The following is a 19,033-nucleotide window of genomic DNA, read 5'->3' on the forward strand; positions in this document are numbered from 1 at the left end:
CTCGTTCGCCGGTTAGAGCCGGACAACATCATCATAAATGCGTCGCAATGGCTCTAACCATCTTTGTCATGGCGGGTTCCATGCACAGAAAAGTCACATTTTCCGGCCTGCCCGCTGATTCTGGGCGCGGGGAGTGCCGGCGTGCCGGCACTCCCCTATCCGCTCATGCTTTGATATTGGCAGCGTCAATCCAGCCAATATTTCCATCGTTGCGTCTGTAGACGATATTCAGATCGTCCTTGCCGGGGCTACGGAACATCAGGACGGGTTCATCGGTCATGTCGAGTGCCATCACGGCGCTGGCGACAGACATCGTCCTCAATTGTTTCGTGCTTTCGGCGACGATCGTCGGTGCATAATCCTCGGGGACCTCATCGTCCTCGAACGGCACCGAATCCATCACTGTGTAAGCCACTTCGGCAGCATTCGTACCGTTGCCGTTATGGTGATCCTTCAGCTTCCGCTTGTAGCGGCGCAGACGCTTTTCGATGCGATCCGACGCCGCGTCAAACGCAGCCTGTGGGTCGTTCGCCTGACCGTTCGCCTGCATAACCACGCCCGTATCGAGATGAAGCTTGCAGTCGGCGCTGAAGCGCGGCCCGGATTTTTCCACAGTGACCTGGCTTGAATATCCTCCGTCGAAATATTTGGTAACGGCCTGCTCGATCTGCTCGCCGATGCGAGCTCGAAACGAATCGCCGATTTCCATCTGTTTACCGGATACACGCACACTCATGGAGTTTCCTCTCTCGTTCGTGATTTGCGCAGCCAGTCTATTCCAAGCGGTCCCGTCATCCAAGCCTTTCAGGCTTGCGGGCGCGCCTCTGTCGCAGCTACCGGTCGTACCGGTCCGCTTCCGGGGCGAGCTTGTCCCCGGCAATTGCGGCGGGCTCATATCGCCTGTGTCGGAGAGAGTCAATCGAAGGTCGCAAAAAAGTTAATGCGGCTTAACTTCCGGTGCTCAGAAACCGGCGGCTTTGGCCAGCGCCCGCTTTTCCCGTCGCCGCTGTACGGAGGAGGGGATGCTCATCGCTTCGCGATATTTGGCGACAGTGCGACGGGCAAGGTCGATACCAGCCTTCTTGAGGACATCGACGATATCGTCGTCGGAAAGCACCGCTTCGGCGCTTTCCTCCTGAATCATCGTGCGGATCCGGTGACGCACGGCTTCCGCCGAATGGCTGTCGCCGCCCTCGGCCGAGCCGATCGAGACGGTGAAGAAATATTTGAGTTCGAACAGCCCGCGCGGCGTCAGCATGTATTTGTTCGAGGTGACGCGGCTGACGGTCGATTCATGCATCTTGATCGCGTCAGCGACGGTCTTGAGGTTCAGCGGCCGCAGGTGACCGATGCCGTTGGCGAGGAAGGCGTCCTGCTGGCGAACGATCTCCGTGGCAACCTTCATGATCGTTCGGGCGCGCTGGTCGAGGCTGCGTGTCAGCCAGTTGGCATTCTGCAGGCATTCGTTGAGGAAGGCTTGGTCGGCGCTGTTCTTCTGCGTCCCGCGCGAGACCTTGGCGAAATAGTCCTGATTGACCAGCACGCGCGGCAGGGCGTCCGGATTGAGTTCGATCATCCATGAGCCGTCGGGCGCGGCGCGCACGACGATGTCGGGCACGATCGCCTCGCTGACGCTGGTCTCGAAGCTGGTCCCGGGCTTCGGATCGAGCTTGCGGATTTCCGCCAGCATGTCGATCAGGTCCTCTTCGTCGACGCCGCAGATCTTCTTGAGCGTCGCGAAATCGCGCCGCGCCAGCAGTTCGAGATTGGCGAGCAGTGCCTCCATCGCCGGATCGAGGCGGTCGCGGGCGCGCAACTGAATCGCAAGACATTCGCCAAGCGAACGCGCGAAGACACCGGGCGGATCGAACTGCTGCAGCGTCAGCAATACCCGCACGACATCCGTATGCGCGGCGCCCAGCCGTTCGGCGACTTCGGCTAGGTCCGCCTGGAGATAGCCGGCGTCGTCGAGCTGATCGATAAGGTGCTGCGCGATCAGCCGATCCGAAGGGGTTGGCAGTGCAAATGGCAATTGCTCCGAGAGCGTCTCGCGCAGGCTCTTGCGGCCGGCAACGAAGTCGTCGAGGTCATAGTCTTCGCCTTCACTGCCACCGGGCATCGATTTCCACTGGCCGAGCAGTTCCGGGGCATCGGCGCGCTGCGGTGTCGTGTCGTCCTGAAAGACATTGGCGAAGTCGGCGTCCAGTTGCTCGCCAAGCCGCTCGCTGGTCGGCGATGTCGCGCTGTCGTAGAGATCGGCCTGCGCGCCGAAGTCGTCGCCGGCAGGCTCGTCGCCGGCCGTGCTCTCGCCGCGCTCCAGCGTGCCTGGCAGATCGTCATTCGCCTGAAATTCGAGCAGCGGGTTCTTTTCGACTTCCTGGGCGATGAACTGATTGAGTTCGAGATGCGTCATCTGCAGCAGCTGGATTGACTGCATCAGCTGTGGCGTCATCACCAGGGACTGGGACTGGCGCAGATGAAGGCTGGCGGACAGTGCCATGCTGACGCGAAACTCCCGAGAAATCTCCTGGGCCGCGGTGTTTCTCCGGTCGCCGGGGTGGCCCTTATCAATTGGCCCAAAAATTGCTTATCGAGAAGGTTTGGTCAAGCGTGGTCGCGGGCGGAATCGCCCGCGAAGCAGTCTCAAAGGCTGAAATTGTCACCGAGATAGAGCCGGCGCACGTCAGGATTGGTGACGATATCGTTGGCGCGACCATGAGTCAGCACTTCGCCGGCATGGATAATATAGGCGCGGTCGATGAGGCCGAGCGTCTCGCGGACGTTGTGGTCGGTGATCAGCACGCCGATGCCGCGCGAGGTCAGGTGACGGACAAGCGCCTGGATATCGGCGACCGAGATCGGATCGACGCCGGCAAAGGGCTCGTCGAGCAACATGAAGGTCGGATCGGTCGCAAGCGCACGGGCGATTTCGAGACGCCGCCGCTCGCCGCCCGAAAGCGCAATCGCGGGGGACTTGCGCAGGTGCGTGATGTTGAACTCGCCGAGCAGGTCGTTGAGCTTGCTCTCGCGCCGCTCCAGGTTCTTGTCATGGACCTCGAGCACGGCGCGGATGTTTTCCTCGACCGTCAGCCCGCGAAAGATCGATGCTTCCTGCGGCAGGTAACCGACGCCAAGACGGGCACGCCGGTACATCGGCATGGTCGTGACGTCGTTGCCATTGATCTCGATCGAGCCTTCGTCGACCGGTACGAGGCCGGTGATCATATAGAAGCAGGTGGTCTTGCCGGCGCCGTTCGGTCCGAGGAGGCCCACGGCTTCGCCGCGCCGCACCACCAGTGAAACGCCGTTGACGACCCGGCGCTCGCGATAGGCCTTCGTCAGGCCGCGCGCGATCAGCGTGCCGTCGTAACGCGCCTTGTCGACCGCATGTCCGGAAACGACCGCAGCTGTCGCCGACGGCTTGCGGACCCGTTTGCGCTTGTGAAGGAAGGGAAAGTGCACGAGCGATCTACGTCAGTTCTGCTTGCGGGACTTCGGGTCGAGCTGGATCTGCACGCGGCCGCCGCAGGCTTCGAGCTGAGCCTCCCCGGTTTCCATTTGGACGTTGAGCTGGCAGCCGACGAAGACGTTTTTGCCTTCCGACAATACCACCTTTTCGCCCTTCAGCACGAAGACCTGTTTCGTCATGTCGAAGGAACCGGTGTCTGCCGTTGCCTGCTGCGTGCCCGAGCTCAGGAAAACCTTCTGGCTGACCTCGATGCGGTCGATGTCGGCGTCGCCGCTCGAAACCGAGCCGCCGCCGGACTTGTAGTACACCACCATGTTGCCGGCCTGCAGCGTCGTCGTGCCCTGCACGACCTTGACGTTGCCGGTGAAGATCGCCTTGCTCTCCGGATCCTTGATTTCGAGCTTGTCGCTCTCGATCTGGATCGGCTTGTCGTTGGAGAGTTCAAGGCCCTTCATCTTGCTGGATGTGGCCTGCGCCGAAGCGCCGGAGGCAATGATCAAAGCGCCGACGCCGGCAATCGCCAGGCTGGCGGAAATCTTGAAAAAAGAGGCGGTTGTGACCGACATGGAGTGCACCGGGTCCTATTTCGCGTTCTTGCGGATGGCGGTGGGCTCGACGTTCACCCTCACCATGCCCTCAAATATTACAATACGTCCCTTATCCGTCATTCGCAGCGTCTGCGCAATGATCGAACCGCCCTTCATGCTGATCGCAACGGGCTGTTTCGTTTCCATCTCGCCGGCATTGATGTCCAGATAGGCCGACTGGAAGTCGGCGTTGATGCCATTATTGACGGAAATGGTGAACGGGGCGTTCATATCGAGCGTATTGGCGCCGCGGTCGTAGATGCCGTTGGTGGCGTCCACCGTCGCGACCATCGAATCCTTCATAGGCATTTCCGCATGGATCGTCTGCAGCGTGATGATGTCAGGATTGGCGATGTCCTGGAGCGCCCGCTGGGCCTTCATCGAATAGCTGATGCCCTGCTTGTTGCGGCCGGAGATGGCCGGATTCTGCATCACGATCTTGCCGTCCTCGATCGTCGCCGTTTCGAGTTGCAGATCGACGGGCATGAAGGCCCGGACGAAGGAAACGGCGGCAAAGATCACCGCGATGACACCGGCGACCACGGGCAGGATGACTTTCAGCCGGCGGACGCGCACGGAGTGTCTCGCGGCGAGCGCATAGGCGTCGGCGGAGCTCTCACCCGTATCGGCAAAAATGCCCGGGGCTGGCGCGTGGTTCAACATGAAAGGGCCTGTCGGTTCTACTGCTTTTATCGCTGAACCCATCAAAGGGTCATATACATACAATGGTGTAAGTCGTCGCAAATATGGATATTTTTTGCTGCTGCACAATGGCGCTGCAAAAAAACTCGGGTGAAGCACGAAAACGCCAGCCGCGGCTTTCAACCGTGGCCAAGCGCGTTTATGGAATATGCCTCTGCGCGCGCAGATAGCACGTTCCCGCGGAAACTGACAGAAGCTGCGCCAACAATTCGGGAGAAACCCACATGGACGAACTCGCCATCGCCGATCGTCGCAGCCTGCGCCGGAAACTCAGTTTCTGGCGCTTTGTGGTGGCGGGGCTGCTTCTTGTGGCAGCGCTCGCGATCTTTGTCTGGTCGGGCGCTGCGGACGATGTCGGCCGCACTCGTCAGCACGTGGCTCGCGTCACCATTAGTGGTCTGATCCAGGACGACCGGGAGCTTCTCGATCGCCTCCAGAAGATCGCCGACAACGACAGCGTCAAAGCACTGGTCGTCACCATTTCGTCCCCGGGCGGCACCACCTATGGCGGCGAAGTGATCTACAAGGCGATCCGCAAGGTTGCCGCCAAGAAGCCCGTTGTCTCCGATGTGCGCACGCTCGCCGCTTCGGCGGGTTACATGATTGCGCTCGCAGGCGACACGATCGTCGCGGGCGAAAGCTCGATCACCGGCTCCATCGGCGTCATCTTCCAGTATCCGCAGATCAAGGACCTGATGGACAAGATCGGCGTCTCGCTGGAATCGATCAAGTCGCGACCGCTGAAGGCAGAACCGTCGCCCTTCCATCCGGCAAGCGAAGAGGCGAAGGCGATGATCCAGGCGATGATCGATGACAGCTATGCCTGGTTTGTCGATCTGGTTGCCGAGCGCCGCAAGCTTCAACGCCCCGAGGCTCTGTTGCTCGCTGACGGCCGCATTTTCACCGGCCGTCAGGCGCTGAAAGCCAAGCTCGTCGACACGCTTGGCGGCGAGGACGAAATTCGCGCCTTCCTCACGGAGAAAAAGGTATCGAAGGACCTGCCGATCGTCGATTGGGAAGCACCGCGCAAGACCCTGCCTTTTGGCCTCGGCGCGCTGGTCGGCAACTGGATCAAGATGTTGGGATATGACGCTTTTCCGGCAATGAGCGGCTTCGAAAAAATTGCGGGCGACAAGTTGTTTCTTGACGGTCTTGTTTCGGTTTGGCAGGTTGATGGCCAATGAGGAAGGCGACATATACCCAGCCTGAGCCGTGAGGGGTTGGCGGCGTTTTTGCAAGCGTCGTCGATATTCTTGCAGCAATCACAATGCAGACCGAAAAAGCAAAACAAACAAGAATTTGAGGGGGCGACAGTGATCAAGTCAGAACTGGTGCAGATTGTTGCAGCTCGCAATCCGCATCTCTATCACCGCGATGTCGAAAACATCGTCAATGCGGTTCTCGATGAGATCACGGACGCGCTCGCGTCAGGCAACCGGGTCGAACTGCGCGGCTTCGGTGCCTTCTCCGTCAAGAACCGGCCGTCGCGTTCCGGGCGCAACCCGCGCACCGGCGATTCCGTCTTCGTCGAGGAAAAGTGGGTGCCGTTCTTCAAAACCGGCAAGGAATTGCGCGAGCGCCTTAATCCCGGCATGAATGGTGACGACGAAGACTGATCGTCTTTCTCGGTCTCAGCGGCCTGGCGCAATGGACGCCCGTCGTCCCGCGTGGCCAACGGAAACCACGCGGCCGCTCGCAAGCTGGAGCGCTTGAATGTTCAAGAAACTGATCAATATCGTTGTTCTCATTCCGGTTGGCGTGATCCTGATCGTTCTCAGCGTCGCCAATCGCCAGAGCGTGACGCTGGCACTGAACCCTTTCCGTCCGGAAGACAGCGTGCTTTCGGTCAGCGCGCCCTTCTTCGTCTTCCTGTTCCTTGCCGTCATCGTCGGCATGATCCTCGGCGCGGCAGCGACCTGGTTCAGCCAGGGCAAGTACCGTCGCCGTGCACGCACCGAGGCGAACGAAGCGGTGAAGTGGCATCGCGAAGCCGAGAAGCATCGCAGCCAGGCAGAAAAGCTCGCCACTCAGGCGACGTTGGCTGCCCCTCAGAACTGAACGCTTGACTTGACGCTGCGGAGTGGCGAGCCGTTCAGCTCGCCGCTTCCGCGGTACCGCTGACGGCGGCGCCGAAGTCGGTGAAGAACTGCTGGGCCAGCTTCTTTGCGGTCGAATCGATGAGGCGCGAGCCGAGTTGGGCGAGCTTGCCGCCGATCTCTGCCTTGACGTCGTAACGCAGCACCGTGTCTGTGCCATCCTCCGTCAAGGTGACGTCGGCGCCCCCCTTGGCAAAGCCGGCGATCCCGCCCTTTCCTTCGCCCGAGATCGTGTAGCCCTCTGGTGGATTGAGATTGGAGAGCATGACGTTGCCGGTGAAGGAGGCAGAGACCGGGCCGATCTTGATCTTCACAACCGCTGCAAGCTCGGTCGGCGACGTCATCTCCAGCGACTGACAGCCGGGGATGCACCGTTTGAGGATTTCCGGATCGTTGAGGCCGCGCCACACCGCGTCGCGCCCAGCCGAAATTCGCTCTTCGCCGGTCATGTCCATGCGCTTTCCTCCCATTGGAACGCCGCGCATCGGCATCGACGCGCAAAGATCGCTGTAACACAGTAGGCCTGCTGCAGAATATTGTCCCCAAGCCGGTTCCGACCCAAGGAAATTTGCCGCGGGTTCTCCCGCGCTGATCTTCGCAAAACGGAAACGACTTTGCCAAGTGCATCAGCGATGCTATTTGCAGCTTCAATAGATGCCGCAGTTGAAGGCTGCGGCGACAAACCTCATGGCGTCCGCCGGCTCGCGCTCGATACTGCGAAGGGCAGGCGGCACATGCACTAGCAAGCCCAGGGATCTCAGCGTGAAGGAAAAGGACCGGCGGTCGAAGAATGCCTCTGTGACGACGGCCAAAGGCCGCGGCGCCGAGGCGCGTGGCGGCGGTCGCCACGATCAGAAGCGTCCGGCACCGCCGAAGGGCGGCGGCTTCAAGGAACGGCCGGCGCGCCCGGTGGCAGCGCAAGCCGCGGAGACACGCGACAGGCCCGCCAAGCAGGCACCCGTGCAGGAAACACCTGTACGGGCGATTGCCCGGCGAACCGGCGAAAAGCCGGCCGAGCGCGTGCCGCTCATTCTTGAGACCGTGGGCGCTTCCGGCTACCATCTGATCGACAGCGGCGCCGGCGAGAAGCTCGAACAATACGGTCCCTATCGCATCGTGCGTCCCGAGGCGCAGGCGCTCTGGCCGCGCAACCTGCCGGACGGCGTCTGGGAAAAAGCCGACGCGATTTTCACCGGCGACACCGACGAGGACGGCATGGGCCGCTGGCGCTTTCCGGGCGCCGTACTCGGCGAAACCTGGCCGATGCAGCTTCTCGGAACCGATTTCCACGGCCGCTTCACCTCTTTCCGCCATGTCGGCGTCTTCCCCGAACAACTCGCGCACTGGAGCTGGGTCAAGGACCAGGTGGAAGCTGCAGGGCGGCCGCTCAAGGTTCTGAACCTCTTCGGCTATACCGGGGTCGCCTCGCTGATCGCCGCCAGGGCCGGCGCCGAGGTCACCCATGTCGACGCTTCGAAGAAGGCGATCGGCTGGGCACGCGAGAACCAGCAGCTGGCGCGGGCCGACAAGCTGCCGATCCGCTGGATCTGCGACGACGCAATGAAGTTCATCCAGCGCGAAGAGCGCCGCGGCAGCCGCTATGACATCATCCTGACCGACCCACCGAAGTTCGGCCGTGGTCCGAATGGCGAGGTCTGGCAGCTCTTTGATCACTTGGCGGCGATGCTCGACATCTGCCGCGAGATCCTCTCGCCGGAGGCGCGCGGCCTGGTGCTGACCGCCTATTCGATCCGGGCGAGCTTCTATTCGATCCATGAACTGATGCGCGAGACGATGCGCGGCCGCGGCGGCCGGGTGGAATCGGGCGAGCTCATCATCCGCGAGGGCGGGCTTGACGGACGCGAGCCGGGCAGGGCGCTTTCGACCTCACTCTTCAGCCGCTGGGTACCGCAATGACGAACGACAGAAGCGAACACGGCGCCGGTCGTGTGGGTCAGGTAAAGGAGGTCACGAGCCTCACCAACCCGATCATCAAGGATATCCGTGCGCTGGCACAGAAGAAGCATCGCGACGAGACGCGGTCCTTCATGGCCGAAGGCCTGAAGCTGGTGATCGACGCGCTCGATCTCGGCTGGAAGATCAAGACGCTGATCTATGCCAAGGCGGCCAAGGGCAAGCCGCATGTGGAGCAGGTGGCGGCGAAGACCTTCGCCAAGGGTGGTCTGGTGCTCGAGGTCAGCGAGAAGGTGCTGACGACGATCACCCGGCGCGACAATCCTCAGATGGTCGTCGGTATCTTCGAGCAGCGCTACCAGGCGCTAAAGGATCTGAAGCCGCAACTGGGAGAAACCTATGTGGCGCTGGACCGGGTGCGCGATCCCGGCAACCTCGGCACGATCATCCGCACGGCCGATGCCGCCGGTGCCTCCGGCATCATTCTCGTCGGCGAGACCACCGACCCGTTTTCGCTTGAAACCGTGCGCGCCACCATGGGCTCGGTCTTCGCGATGCCGGTGGCACGCGCCAGCGTGGACGACTTCATCCGCTGGCAGAAATCCGCCGGCGTGAAGGTGGTTGCCACCCATCTCGCCGGCGCCGTCGATTACCGCACCATCGATTACAAGTCGAAGCCCGTGGTGATCCTGATGGGCAACGAACAGGCGGGTCTGCCGGAGGAGCTTGCCCGTGAGGCAGGTGCGCTCGCACGCATCCCGCAGGCCGGACGCGCCGATTCACTCAACCTTGCGATCGCTACCGGCATCATGCTGTTCGAGGCGCGCCGTCATCTGCTGACGCTGGACGCCCGCGCATGAGCGAGAAGCAGGTTCTGTTTTCGCGGCCGCTCCCGATCGCGGTCTTCATCCTTCTCGCGCTCATCGCCGATCAGCTGATCAAGTATCTGGTCGAGATCTACCTGCCCTTCAATCAGGCGGTCCACGTCGTGCCGATGCTGGCGCTTTACCGTACCTACAACTATGGCGTCGCCTTCTCGATGCTGTCGGGCATGGAAGGCTGGTTCATCGTCGGCATGCGGCTTGCCGTCGTCGCTTTCGTGCTCTGGCTCTGGAAGCGCACGCCGAAGGACCGGTTCTTTGCGCATTTCGGCTACGCGCTGATCATCGCCGGCGCACTCGGCAACCTCGTCGACCGGCTGATCTTCGGCTACGTGATCGACTACATCCTTTTCTATACGGAAACATGGTCCTTCGCCGTCTTCAATCTGGCCGATACCTTCATCACCATCGGCGCCGGAGCCATCATCCTTGACGAACTGCTGCACGCGAAAAAGGCCGATCGTTAAGATTTTACCGGTGCATTGAAGCCATTCGGAACGCTTGTCGTGTTAGCCGGATTGCATGAGCGAACCGTCACGATTGCTGGAGCGGATCGAATCCGGCTTCCGGACAGGAAGCCGGACGGGTGACGCGCCGCCGGTGGCTCCGCTCCCTGTCGAGGCATCGCCTCCGGCCCACGGGCAGGAAGCACCCGTCAAGGGCAAGCGCCATGCGCTCAATCAGGCGTCGCTGGCATTGCTCGGCCTTGTCGCCTCCGGTCTCATTCTCGTCATCGGCATGAGTGCCGGCTTTTACCTGTTTTCCGCAGCGATAGCGGCGGCAGGCTCTGTCGGCGTGTTCCTGCTCGTCGTCGAAGCCATACGGTCGTTCGATGGCAGGCACGCAGGCGACGAAGCGGACCGGGATCGCGATTGGCATCGCTCCGAGACGTCGGCATTGCTCTCGACCATTCACGATGCGCTGGGTGACCTCGCGATCATGCGCGGCATGGACGGAAAGATCGTTCATGCCAACGCGGTCTTCCATCAGGTCTGCGGCCACTCCGATGTCCACGGCCTCGATTGCGCGGCGCTTGGCCTGAGCTTCGAGCCGAAGGCTGCGCCCAATCACTATCTGGTCCGGATTGCGGCATCGGACGGCGTGCGCCTTTACGACTGGCACGACGTGATCGCCCGCGATCCGGCAAGTGGCAGGCTCATGCGCCACAGCATCGCGCGCGACGTCACCGAGGAGGCCGCGGCAGCGCGTGAGCGCGAAGCGGCGCGCCGGCGGGCAGAGGAGGCGAGCAAGGCGAAGTCGAGGCTTCTCGCCACAGTCAGCCATGAGATCCGTACGCCGCTTTCCGGCATCCTCGGCGTGAGCCACCTGCTCGGCCAGACCCGGCTGTCGAGCGAGCAGAAGAACTACCTCGCCGGCATGCAGCAGTCCGGCCATGCGCTGGTCCAGCTCGTCGAGGACCTGATCGATTTCTCGTCGCTGTCGGCCGGTCGCTTCCAGTTTCGCCCGACCCGACAGGATCCGCGTGGCGTCATCGAGAGCGTGGTGGAAATGCTCTCCAACCGGGCGCATGAGAAAGGCATCGAGATCGGTGCCACGGTCGCCGTCGATGTGCCCGCTGAGATGGCCTTCGATGCGGCGCGCCTGCGCCAGGTGCTCTTCAACGTGATCGGCAATGCGGTGAAGTTCACCGAGGTCGGCGGCGTCTTTGTCGGCGCCGATACGGTCGACGAATGCGTGCGGATCCGGATCGACGACACCGGTCCGGGCATGTCGGCTGACGACCTGAAGCGCATTTTCGAGGAGTTCGAGCAGGCCGGAAACGACGAACAGCGGGCGAAGGGCACCGGCCTTGGCCTCGCCATCTCCCGCAGGATCATGCAGGCCTGCGGTGGCAGCCTTACGGCCGCAAGCGCGCCGGGACGCGGCAGCCGTTTCGAAATTCGTCTGCCATTTGCCGAGATCGAGGCGGTCGCACCGGAGCGCCGGTCGTGCCTTGCGGGCTCGCATGTCCTGGTGATGGCGCCCGATGGTCCGGCCTCGGCGGCGCTCGCCGCGACGATCGCGACACTCGGCGGGCGGTGCCATCGTGCCACCACGCTTGCCGCGGCCCAGCATGTCCTTGCGGACGTGCTCGCCGGCGGCGCGCCGCTGACGGACGTGATCGTCGACCACCGCCATGCCCAGCAATACAAGCAGCTTCTTTCCCTGCAGCCGTCCGTTGCACGGCTGGAGGTGCGGCGCACCTATCTGATCAATCCGGAGGAGCGCAACAGCCACCCCGTCAACCAGATGGACGGCTACGAGGCATGGCTGATCCGGCCGCTGCGCGAAAAGTCCCTGGTCGAGGTGCTGCTCGGTCGCCTGAAGGGTATCGAGAAACGCGACGCGATCAACGACAACCGGCCCGTTCTGCGAGAGGAGCCTGCGACCACGCCTGTTTACAACAGGGCGAACGGGATCCTGCTCGCCGAAGACGATCCGGTCAATGCGCTGATCGTTCGCACCGTGCTTCAGCGTTCGGGGTATTCGGTCCGCCTTGTCAGCGACTTCGGCGCCGTTGCTGAGGCCCTGCATGCGCCCGGCCAGCGCTCGCTTCCGGAGTTGCTGGTGACCGATCTCAACATGCCGGGTGGCGACGGCCTTTCGCTGCTGCAGCACCTGCGCGCCGATGAGACTGCGCGATCCGCGCCCCGGCTGCCCGTCATCGTCCTGACGTCGGATGTTCGTGCCGACATGCGCGAAAGGCTGATGGGCGCCGGCGCCGACGCCGTGTTGTCGAAGCCCGCCGATCCGCAGCTGCTGACATCGGAGATCGCCCGCCTGCTGCGCAAACGGTAACTTCGGCAGTGGTAACGGTAACCATCGGGGCGTGGGGGTTGTATGCCGCTTTCATGTCACTATGTTGTTGCAGAAACGTGGTCTAAGCCCGGCAGATAGAATTGATTCGGGATGACGCGGATGACCATCGAGCTACTGGATTCAGCGAACGTGGTTGACACTTCTCAGGCTTGCATCGGCAAGAAGGCTGCCGCCCCGACGACTGACGTTCTTGGCAGGATCGCCAATCTCGAGACGCGCCTGGCACGGACGGCATCGGAGATCGATGCCGCCCAGGCCGTACGCTACAAGGTTTTCGTCGAGGAGATGAATGCGCAGGTTGGCGCCGAAGCCGACCGCCGCAAGCGCGACATCGACAGCTGGGACGCGATCTGCGATCACCTTCTGGTTCTCGATACCTCGATCGAGGGCGATGCCGAGGATCAGATCGTCGGCACCTATCGCTTGCTCCGCCAGGACGTGGCCGAGCGCTCGGGCGGTTTCTATTCGGCTTCCGAATTTGCCATCGACCAGCTTCTCGCTCGCCATCCGACCAAGCGCTTCATGGAGCTTGGCCGTTCCTGCGTGTTGCCGGACTACCGTACCAAGCGGACGGTGGAACTGCTTTGGCAGGGAAACTGGGCCTACGCCCTCAAATACGGCATGGACGCCATGTTCGGCTGCGGTTCGTTCCCCGGCGTGGTGCCGGCCGAGCATGCGCTGGCGCTTTCCTTCCTGCATCACAACATCCGCGCCCGTGACGAATGGGCCGTGAGCGCACGTCCGGAACTGCATCGGACCATGGATTTGATGCCGGCCGAGGCGATCAATGCGAAAAAGGCGCTCGGCGCCCTGCCGCCGCTGATCAAGGGCTATATGCGTCTGGGCGCAATGGTCGGCGACGGCGCGGTGGTCGATCATGCATTCCGCACGACGGATGTTTTGATCGTGCTGCCGATCAGCAATATCTCCGGCCGTTATCTCAATTATTACGGCGCAGACGCAGGGCGGTTCGCGACCTCCGTCTCCTGACGGGCGCGCGACTGGATTAACCAAGTCTTAATGACGAGTTTGACTTTCGAGACTGAAAGAGAGACTTGTATTGTCAAGTTATTCTCTAATTTCATCACGAGAGAATAGAGAAAATAACGGAGGAATGGCCGATCATTTCCGGAGGTTGGCCGGCATGAAATCCCAAATCCTCCGTCTTTCATTACCTGAAACGTAGTTCGGTTGCCTGATTATGAGCTCGCTTCTTCTCTCCAGGGGATGCGGGCTCTTCTTTTTATAACTTGTAGCGATTTGTTACTATTTCGGCAGACCTGGCGACTTTGAGTGCCAGGCCTGCGCCAAAATAGTACATCCGTCGGTGTCACATGCCGGCGTTGTAGGCGGCAATCGCCGCCATGTTGACGATGTCGGAATCCTTGGCCGACATCGAGACGATCTGGATCGACTTGTCGAAGCCGACGAGCAGGGGACCAATCACCGTCGAGCCGCCGAGTTCCTGCAGCATCTTGGTCGAGATCGACGCCGAGTGGAACGCCGGCATGACGAGCACGTTGGCGGTGCCGGAGAGGCGGCAGAACGGATATTGCTCCATGACGCGGGCGTTGAGCGCCACGTCCGCCGCCATTTCCCCGTCATATTCGAAGTCGACGCGGCGCTTGTCGAGGATGTTGACCGCCTCGCGCACCCGCTCGGAGCGTTCGCCCGAGGGGTGGCCGAAGGTGGAATAGGCGAGCATCGCCACGCGCGGCACGTAACCGAGCCGTTTGGCGAGGCCGGCTGCCTCCTCGGCGATATCGGCAAGCTCCTCCGAAGAGGGCATGTCGTGCACTGCCGTGTCGGCGACGAGCACGGTGCGGCCGCGGCAGAGCGCGATCGAGACGCCGATGACGCGATGGCCCGGCTTCGGATCGATGCAGCGGCGCACGTCCTCGAGGGCGGTCGAATAGTTGCGGGTGAGGCCCGTCACCATCCCGTCGGCGTCACCGAGTGCCACCATGCAGGCGGCGAAGTGGTTGCGGTCGTTGTTGATCAGGCGCTGGGCGTCGCGGAAGAGGAAGCCCTTCCGCTGCAGGCGGGCATAGAGATAGTCCGTATAGGCGCCGACGCGCTTGGAAAGGCGTGCATTGACGATCTGGATGCCGGGGCGGTCTAGGTCGATGCCCTCGCGCTCCGCCGTCTCGCGCATGCGCTCCTCGCGGCCGAGCAGGATGGCGGTGCCGAGCTGCTGGTTGGCATAGGCGATCGCCGAGCGCATGACCTGCACCTCTTCGCCTTCGGCAAAGACAATGCGCTTCGGCTGGCGCCGGACGCGTTCGTAGATACGCTGCAGCGTCGAGGCGATCGGGTCGCGGCGGGCGGAAAGCTGACGGCCATAGGCTTCGAGATCGGTGATCGGCTTCTGCGCGACGCCGCTTTCCATCGCAGCCTTGGCGACCGCCATCGGGATCGACGAGATCAGCCGCGGATCGAAGGGGACCGGGATGATGTATTGCGCGCCGAAGCGTGGACGGTTGCCCTGGTAGGCGGCCGCAACATCATCAGGCACATCTTCCTTGGCAAGGCTTGCCAGCGCTTCAGCCGCCGCGATCTTCATCGCGTCGTTGATCGTCGAGGCGCGCACGTCGAGCGCGCCGCGGAAGATATAGGGGAAACCAAGCACGTTGTTGACCTGGTTCGGATAGTCCGAACGGCCGGTCGCGACGATCGCGTCGTCACGGATGCGGGCGACTTCCTCCGGCGTGATTTCCGGATCCGGGTTGGCCATGGCGAAGATGATCGGCCGCGGTGCCATCGAGCGGACCATGTCTTCCGAAAGCGCACCCTTGGCCGAAAGGCCGAAGACCACGTCTGCGCCCTCGAGCGCTTCTGCGAGGGTGCGGCGGTCGGTCTTGACCGCGTGCGCCGACTTCCACTGGTTCATGCCTTCGGTGCGACCCTCGAAGATCACGCCCTTGGTGTCGCAAAGGATGATGTTTTCCGAATTGAAGCCCATCGACTTGATGAGCTCGATGCAGGCGATGGCAGCAGCACCCGCGCCGTTGCAGACGAGCTTCGTCGTCTTGAAGTCGCGGCCGGTCAAAGCCAGCGCATTGATCAGGCCGGCAGCGGCAATGATCGCGGTGCCGTGCTGGTCGTCGTGGAACACCGGGATGTCCATGACCTCGCGCAGCTTCTGCTCGATGATGAAACAGTCCGGGGCCTTGATGTCTTCGAGGTTGATGCCACCGAAGGACGGCCCCAGGAAGCGCACGCAGTTGATGAACTCGTCGACGTTCTCGGTATCGACTTCGAGGTCGATGGAATCGACGTCGGCGAAGCGCTTGAACAGCACCGCCTTGCCTTCCATGACCGGCTTGGAGGCAAGCGCCCCGAGGTTGCCGAGGCCGAGGATGGCGGTGCCGTTCGAGATGACGGCGACCATGTTGCCGCGCGTCGTGTAGTCATAGGCGGTGCTGGGGTCCTCGGCGATCGCCTTCACCGGCACCGCGACACCCGGCGAATAGGCAAGCGACAGGTCGCGCTGGGTCGCCATGGCCTTGGTGGGGGAAATCTCCAGCTTTCCGGGACGACCCTGCGAGTGAAAATCGAGCGCTTCTTGCGCGGTGACGCTCGTCATTGTGCGATCGGTCTTGTCGGTGGCCGGCATGTTTCCTCTATCCTCCTGTGGGCGAGCCTTGCGGCGCGCCTCTTTATGGTTGTCGTCTACAATTGCTTGGGGATAGTGTGCCATCTCTTTTTTCGGAACAATCATGAATTTCGTGACAGACCAATCGAACCGCGCCGGGGAGGTGTTGTCCGCAGCCGAACTGGCGAGCGAGGAAAGCCGTTCCACGGCCACGCCGATGATGGAACAGTTCATCGAGATCAAGGCGAACAACCCGGATTCGCTGCTGTTCTACCGCATGGGCGACTTCTACGAGCTGTTCTTCCAGGACGCGGTCGAAGCGTCGCGCGCGCTCGGCATCACGCTGACGAAGCGCGGCCAGCACATGGGACAGGAAATCCCGATGTGCGGCGTACCGGTGCATGCCGCCGACGATTATCTGCAGAAGCTGATCGGCCTCGGCTTCCGCGTCGCCGTCTGCGAGCAGGTCGAAGACCCGGCGGAGGCCAAGAAGCGCGGCGGCAAGTCGGTGGTGCGCCGCGACGTCGTGCGCCTGGTGACACCGGGCACGATCACCGAAGAGAAGCTGCTGTCGCCGTCGGAGACCAACTACCTGATGGCGCTGGCGCGCATCAAGAGCGGGTCCGAACCCGCTTACGCGCTTGCCTGGATCGATATCTCCACCGGCATCTTCCGGCTGGCCGAGACCGCCGAAAGCCGGCTGCTCGCCGATATCCTGCGCATCGAGCCGCGCGAACTGATCCTTGCCGATACGGTGTTTCACGATCCGGAATTGAGGCCCGTCTTCGACGTGCTCGGCCGCGTGGCCGTGCCGCAGCCGGCGGTGCTGTTCGACAGCGCGACGGCCGAGGGCCGCATTAGCCGCTATTTCGGCGTCAAGACGCTCGACGGCTTCGGCACATTCTCGCGCGCCGAATTGGCCGCCGCTTCGGCTGCGATCTCCTATGTCGAGAAGACCCAGCTTGCCGAACGTCCGGCGCTCGGCACCCCCGAGCGCGAAAGTGCCGCCTCGACGCTGTTCATCGATCCGGCGACCCGCGCCAACCTTGAACTGGTCAAGACACTCTCCGGCGCGCGCGAGGGCACGCTGCTGAAGGCGCTCGACCGCACGGTGACGAGCGGCGGCGCCCGGCTTCTCGCCGAGCGGCTGATGTCGCCGCTGACCGATCCGGACCGTATCAACCAGCGCCTCGACTCGATCGAGATCCTTGCGGATCAGCCTTCCTTCGCAGGCGACCTGCGCGACGCGCTGCGCCGTGCGCCGGATATGCCACGGGCCCTGTCGCGGCTGGCGCTCGGCCGCGGCGGCCCCCGTGATCTCGGCGCCATCCAGGCCGGCTTGCATGCGTCCGCGTCGATATCGCGCCGGATGGCGGCCGGCACGCTATCGGATGAGCTGAAGGAAGCACGCGCCGCGATCGACGCACTGCCCGCCGGTCTGCTCGGCCTGCTCGATGCCACCCTTGGCGAGGAATTGCCGCTGCTGAAGCGTGACGGCGGTTTCGTATGTGAAGGCGCCAATGCCGAGCTCGACGAAGTCCGGGCGCTACGCGACCAGTCGCGCCGGGTGATCGCCGGGTTGCAGCTGCAATATTCCGAAGAGACCGGCATCAAATCGCTGAAGATCAAGCACAACAACGTGCTTGGCTATTTCATCGAGGTGACGGCCGGCAATGCCGGCTCGATGACCGATACGGATGCCGGCCGCGCCCGTTTCATCCATCGCCAGACCATGGCCAATGCCATGCGCTTCACCACGACGGAGCTGGCCGAACTCGAAAGCAAGATCGCCAACGCCGCCGACCGGGCGCTGTCGATCGAGATCGAAGCCTTTGACGCCATGACGGCCGAGGTCGTTGCGGCTGCGGAGACCCTCAAGGCGGCGGCATTGGCGCTTGCGACCGTCGATGTATCGGTCGGCCTCGCCGTGCTCGCCGAGGAGCAGGCCTATGCCCGCCCCACTGTTGACCGCTCGCGCATGTTCGCCATCGACGGCGGCCGCCATCCGGTGGTCGAGCAGGCGCTGAAGCGCCAGGCAAGCAATGCCTTCGTCGCCAATGGCTGCGATCTCTCGCCGCCCGAGGGCGAGGAGGGCGGCGCGATCTGGCTGCTCACCGGTCCCAACATGGGCGGTAAGTCGACCTTCCTGCGCCAGAATGCGCTGATCGCGATCATGGCGCAGATGGGGACTTTCGTTCCCGCCGCAAGCGCCCATATCGGCATCGTCGACCGGCTCTTCTCCCGTGTCGGCGCCTCCGACGATCTGGCGCGCGGCCGCTCGACCTTCATGGTGGAGATGGTCGAGACGGCGGCGATCCTCAACCAGGCGACCGACCGCTCGCTGGTGATCCTCGACGAGATCGGTCGTGGCACCGCCACATTCGACGGCCTGTCGATCGCCTGGGCGGCGGTCGAGCATCTGCATGAGGCCAATCGCTGCCGCGGCCTCTTTGCCACCCACTTTCATGAGCTGACGGTGCTTTCGGAAAAGCTCGGTCGCCTGTCGAACGCGACCATGCGCGTCAAGGAATGGCACGGCGACGTGATCTTCCTGCATGAGGTGGGGCCTGGTGCCGCCGACCGGTCCTACGGCATCCAGGTCGCTCGCCTTGCCGGCCTGCCGGCCTCGGTGGTGGCGCGTGCCAAGGATGTGCTTGCCAAGCTCGAGGATGCCGACCGCAAGAACCCGGCCAGCCAGTTGATCGATGATCTGCCGTTGTTCCAGGTGGCGATCCGCCGCGAAGAGGTGAAGGCCGCAGGTCCGTCCAAGGTCGAAGAGGCGTTGAAGACGCTGAACCCCGACGACATGACGCCGCGTGAGGCGCTCGACGCCCTCTATGCGCTGAAGAAGGAACTGAGCGCCGCCAAGGCGGGATGAGGAAAAGTGTGTGCGGTTTTCCGACCGCATCCCGCCAACCGCTGGCTAAAGCGGCCCGCGCCTTTTTCCTGTGCAGCTGTCGGTAAAAAGG

Annotated in this window: 16 protein-coding genes; 9 read left to right on the forward strand and 7 right to left on the reverse strand. The window is 62.7% G+C overall.

Going from position 1 to position 19,033, the window contains the following annotated elements:
• Window positions 1–163 precede the first annotated feature (163 nt).
• The 5 genes from hpf to lptC all read right to left on the reverse strand — a co-directional run bounded on the left by hpf (window position 164) and on the right by lptC (window position 4,719).
• Complete coding sequence (gene hpf, locus ACN9MO_RS00095) at window positions 164–736, reverse strand: ribosome hibernation-promoting factor, HPF/YfiA family (RefSeq protein WP_057247992.1); 573 nt, start codon at window positions 734–736, stop codon at window positions 164–166.
• A gap of 225 nt (window positions 737–961) precedes the next feature.
• Window positions 962–2,500 (reverse strand): RNA polymerase factor sigma-54, encoded by a 1,539-nt coding sequence (gene rpoN / locus ACN9MO_RS00100; RefSeq protein ID WP_113132035.1) that lies wholly within the window; start codon window positions 2,498–2,500, stop codon window positions 962–964.
• A 143-nt stretch (window positions 2,501–2,643) separates the two neighbouring features.
• Window positions 2,644–3,462, reverse strand: a complete 819-nt coding sequence (lptB, locus tag ACN9MO_RS00105) for an LPS export ABC transporter ATP-binding protein (RefSeq protein WP_057247994.1) — start codon at window positions 3,460–3,462, stop codon at window positions 2,644–2,646.
• A gap of 12 nt (window positions 3,463–3,474) precedes the next feature.
• Window positions 3,475–4,035 carry an LptA/OstA family protein gene (locus ACN9MO_RS00110; RefSeq protein WP_057247995.1) on the reverse strand — a complete coding sequence of 187 codons (561 nt, stop codon included), beginning with the start codon at window positions 4,033–4,035 and terminating at the stop codon, window positions 3,475–3,477.
• A 15-nt stretch (window positions 4,036–4,050) separates the two neighbouring features.
• On the reverse strand, window positions 4,051–4,719 hold the full coding sequence (lptC, locus tag ACN9MO_RS00115) for an LPS export ABC transporter periplasmic protein LptC (RefSeq protein ID WP_057247996.1): 669 nt from the start codon (window positions 4,717–4,719) through the stop codon (window positions 4,051–4,053).
• A 263-nt stretch (window positions 4,720–4,982) separates the two neighbouring features.
• On the opposite strand from lptC, the gene sppA reads away from it, so the two are divergent.
• From sppA to ACN9MO_RS00130, 3 genes are all read left to right on the forward strand, one after another.
• Window positions 4,983–5,942 carry a signal peptide peptidase SppA gene (sppA, locus tag ACN9MO_RS00120; RefSeq protein WP_058323666.1) on the forward strand — a complete coding sequence of 320 codons (960 nt, stop codon included), beginning with the start codon at window positions 4,983–4,985 and terminating at the stop codon, window positions 5,940–5,942.
• Window positions 5,943–6,071: 129 nt separating this feature from the next.
• On the forward strand, window positions 6,072–6,374 hold the full coding sequence (locus ACN9MO_RS00125; RefSeq protein ID WP_057247998.1) for an integration host factor subunit beta: 303 nt from the start codon (window positions 6,072–6,074) through the stop codon (window positions 6,372–6,374).
• A gap of 97 nt (window positions 6,375–6,471) precedes the next feature.
• Window positions 6,472–6,816 carry a hypothetical protein gene (locus ACN9MO_RS00130; protein ID WP_058323665.1) on the forward strand — a complete coding sequence of 115 codons (345 nt, stop codon included), beginning with the start codon at window positions 6,472–6,474 and terminating at the stop codon, window positions 6,814–6,816.
• Window positions 6,817–6,850: 34 nt separating this feature from the next.
• On the opposite strand, the gene ACN9MO_RS00135 is transcribed toward ACN9MO_RS00130, so the two are convergent.
• A complete protein-coding gene (locus ACN9MO_RS00135; RefSeq protein ID WP_113132036.1) occupies window positions 6,851–7,309 on the reverse strand; it encodes an SRPBCC family protein in 459 nt (152 codons plus the stop codon).
• 307 nt (window positions 7,310–7,616) lie between these two features.
• On the opposite strand from ACN9MO_RS00135, the gene ACN9MO_RS00140 reads away from it, so the two are divergent.
• From ACN9MO_RS00140 to ACN9MO_RS00160, 5 genes are all read left to right on the forward strand, one after another.
• Window positions 7,617–8,771 carry a class I SAM-dependent rRNA methyltransferase gene (locus tag ACN9MO_RS00140; RefSeq protein WP_113132037.1) on the forward strand — a complete coding sequence of 385 codons (1,155 nt, stop codon included), beginning with the start codon at window positions 7,617–7,619 and terminating at the stop codon, window positions 8,769–8,771.
• Window positions 8,768–9,628, forward strand: a complete 861-nt coding sequence (locus ACN9MO_RS00145; protein WP_057248001.1) for a TrmH family RNA methyltransferase — start codon at window positions 8,768–8,770, stop codon at window positions 9,626–9,628. Before ACN9MO_RS00140 ends, ACN9MO_RS00145 begins: the two co-directional genes overlap by 4 nt.
• A complete protein-coding gene (gene lspA, locus ACN9MO_RS00150; protein ID WP_093234084.1) occupies window positions 9,625–10,116 on the forward strand; it encodes a signal peptidase II in 492 nt (163 codons plus the stop codon). The genes ACN9MO_RS00145 and lspA overlap by 4 nt, the downstream gene beginning before the upstream one ends.
• 55 nt (window positions 10,117–10,171) lie before the next feature.
• The gene (locus tag ACN9MO_RS00155; protein WP_113132038.1) at window positions 10,172–12,448 is read left to right on the forward strand and encodes an ATP-binding protein; all 2,277 of its coding nucleotides are present in this window, start codon (window positions 10,172–10,174) and stop codon (window positions 12,446–12,448) included.
• 120 nt (window positions 12,449–12,568) lie between these two features.
• Window positions 12,569–13,459 (forward strand): GNAT family N-acetyltransferase, encoded by an 891-nt coding sequence (locus tag ACN9MO_RS00160; RefSeq protein WP_113132039.1) that lies wholly within the window; start codon window positions 12,569–12,571, stop codon window positions 13,457–13,459.
• A gap of 340 nt (window positions 13,460–13,799) precedes the next feature.
• Here the strand turns inward: ACN9MO_RS00160 and ACN9MO_RS00165 are convergent, their stop codons facing one another.
• Complete coding sequence (locus ACN9MO_RS00165; RefSeq protein ID WP_057248005.1) at window positions 13,800–16,085, reverse strand: NADP-dependent malic enzyme; 2,286 nt, start codon at window positions 16,083–16,085, stop codon at window positions 13,800–13,802.
• Between the two features lie 103 nt (window positions 16,086–16,188).
• On the opposite strand from ACN9MO_RS00165, the gene mutS reads away from it, so the two are divergent.
• Entirely contained in the window at window positions 16,189–18,942 is a 2,754-nt protein-coding gene (gene mutS, locus ACN9MO_RS00170; protein ID WP_058323659.1) for a DNA mismatch repair protein MutS, read from the forward strand.
• Window positions 18,943–19,033 lie beyond the last annotated feature (91 nt).

This window comes from Ensifer sp. R-19 (genome assembly GCF_049905105.1).
In the GTDB taxonomy this organism is placed as follows: Bacteria; Pseudomonadota; Alphaproteobacteria; order Rhizobiales; family Rhizobiaceae; genus Ensifer.

What these genes read in the sequence shown, in the direction of transcription:
- ACN9MO_RS00165 (WP_057248005.1), bottom strand. Translation starts at nt 16,085, where the DNA reads ATGCCGGCCACCGACAAGACCGATCGCACAATGACGAGCGTCACCGCG.
- lspA (WP_093234084.1), top strand. Translation starts at nt 9,625, where the DNA reads ATGAGCGAGAAGCAGGTTCTGTTTTCGCGGCCGCTCCCGATCGCGGTC.
- ACN9MO_RS00160 (WP_113132039.1), top strand. Translation starts at nt 12,569, where the DNA reads ATGACCATCGAGCTACTGGATTCAGCGAACGTGGTTGACACTTCTCAG.
- ACN9MO_RS00155 (WP_113132038.1), top strand. Translation starts at nt 10,172, where the DNA reads ATGAGCGAACCGTCACGATTGCTGGAGCGGATCGAATCCGGCTTCCGG.
- lptC (WP_057247996.1), bottom strand. Translation starts at nt 4,719, where the DNA reads ATGTTGAACCACGCGCCAGCCCCGGGCATTTTTGCCGATACGGGTGAG.
- ACN9MO_RS00145 (WP_057248001.1), top strand. Translation starts at nt 8,768, where the DNA reads ATGACGAACGACAGAAGCGAACACGGCGCCGGTCGTGTGGGTCAGGTA.
- sppA (WP_058323666.1), top strand. Translation starts at nt 4,983, where the DNA reads ATGGACGAACTCGCCATCGCCGATCGTCGCAGCCTGCGCCGGAAACTC.
- ACN9MO_RS00110 (WP_057247995.1), bottom strand. Translation starts at nt 4,035, where the DNA reads ATGTCGGTCACAACCGCCTCTTTTTTCAAGATTTCCGCCAGCCTGGCG.
- rpoN (WP_113132035.1), bottom strand. Translation starts at nt 2,500, where the DNA reads ATGGCACTGTCCGCCAGCCTTCATCTGCGCCAGTCCCAGTCCCTGGTG.
- ACN9MO_RS00130 (WP_058323665.1), top strand. Translation starts at nt 6,472, where the DNA reads ATGTTCAAGAAACTGATCAATATCGTTGTTCTCATTCCGGTTGGCGTG.
- ACN9MO_RS00135 (WP_113132036.1), bottom strand. Translation starts at nt 7,309, where the DNA reads ATGGACATGACCGGCGAAGAGCGAATTTCGGCTGGGCGCGACGCGGTG.
- mutS (WP_058323659.1), top strand. Translation starts at nt 16,189, where the DNA reads ATGAATTTCGTGACAGACCAATCGAACCGCGCCGGGGAGGTGTTGTCC.
- hpf (WP_057247992.1), bottom strand. Translation starts at nt 736, where the DNA reads ATGAGTGTGCGTGTATCCGGTAAACAGATGGAAATCGGCGATTCGTTT.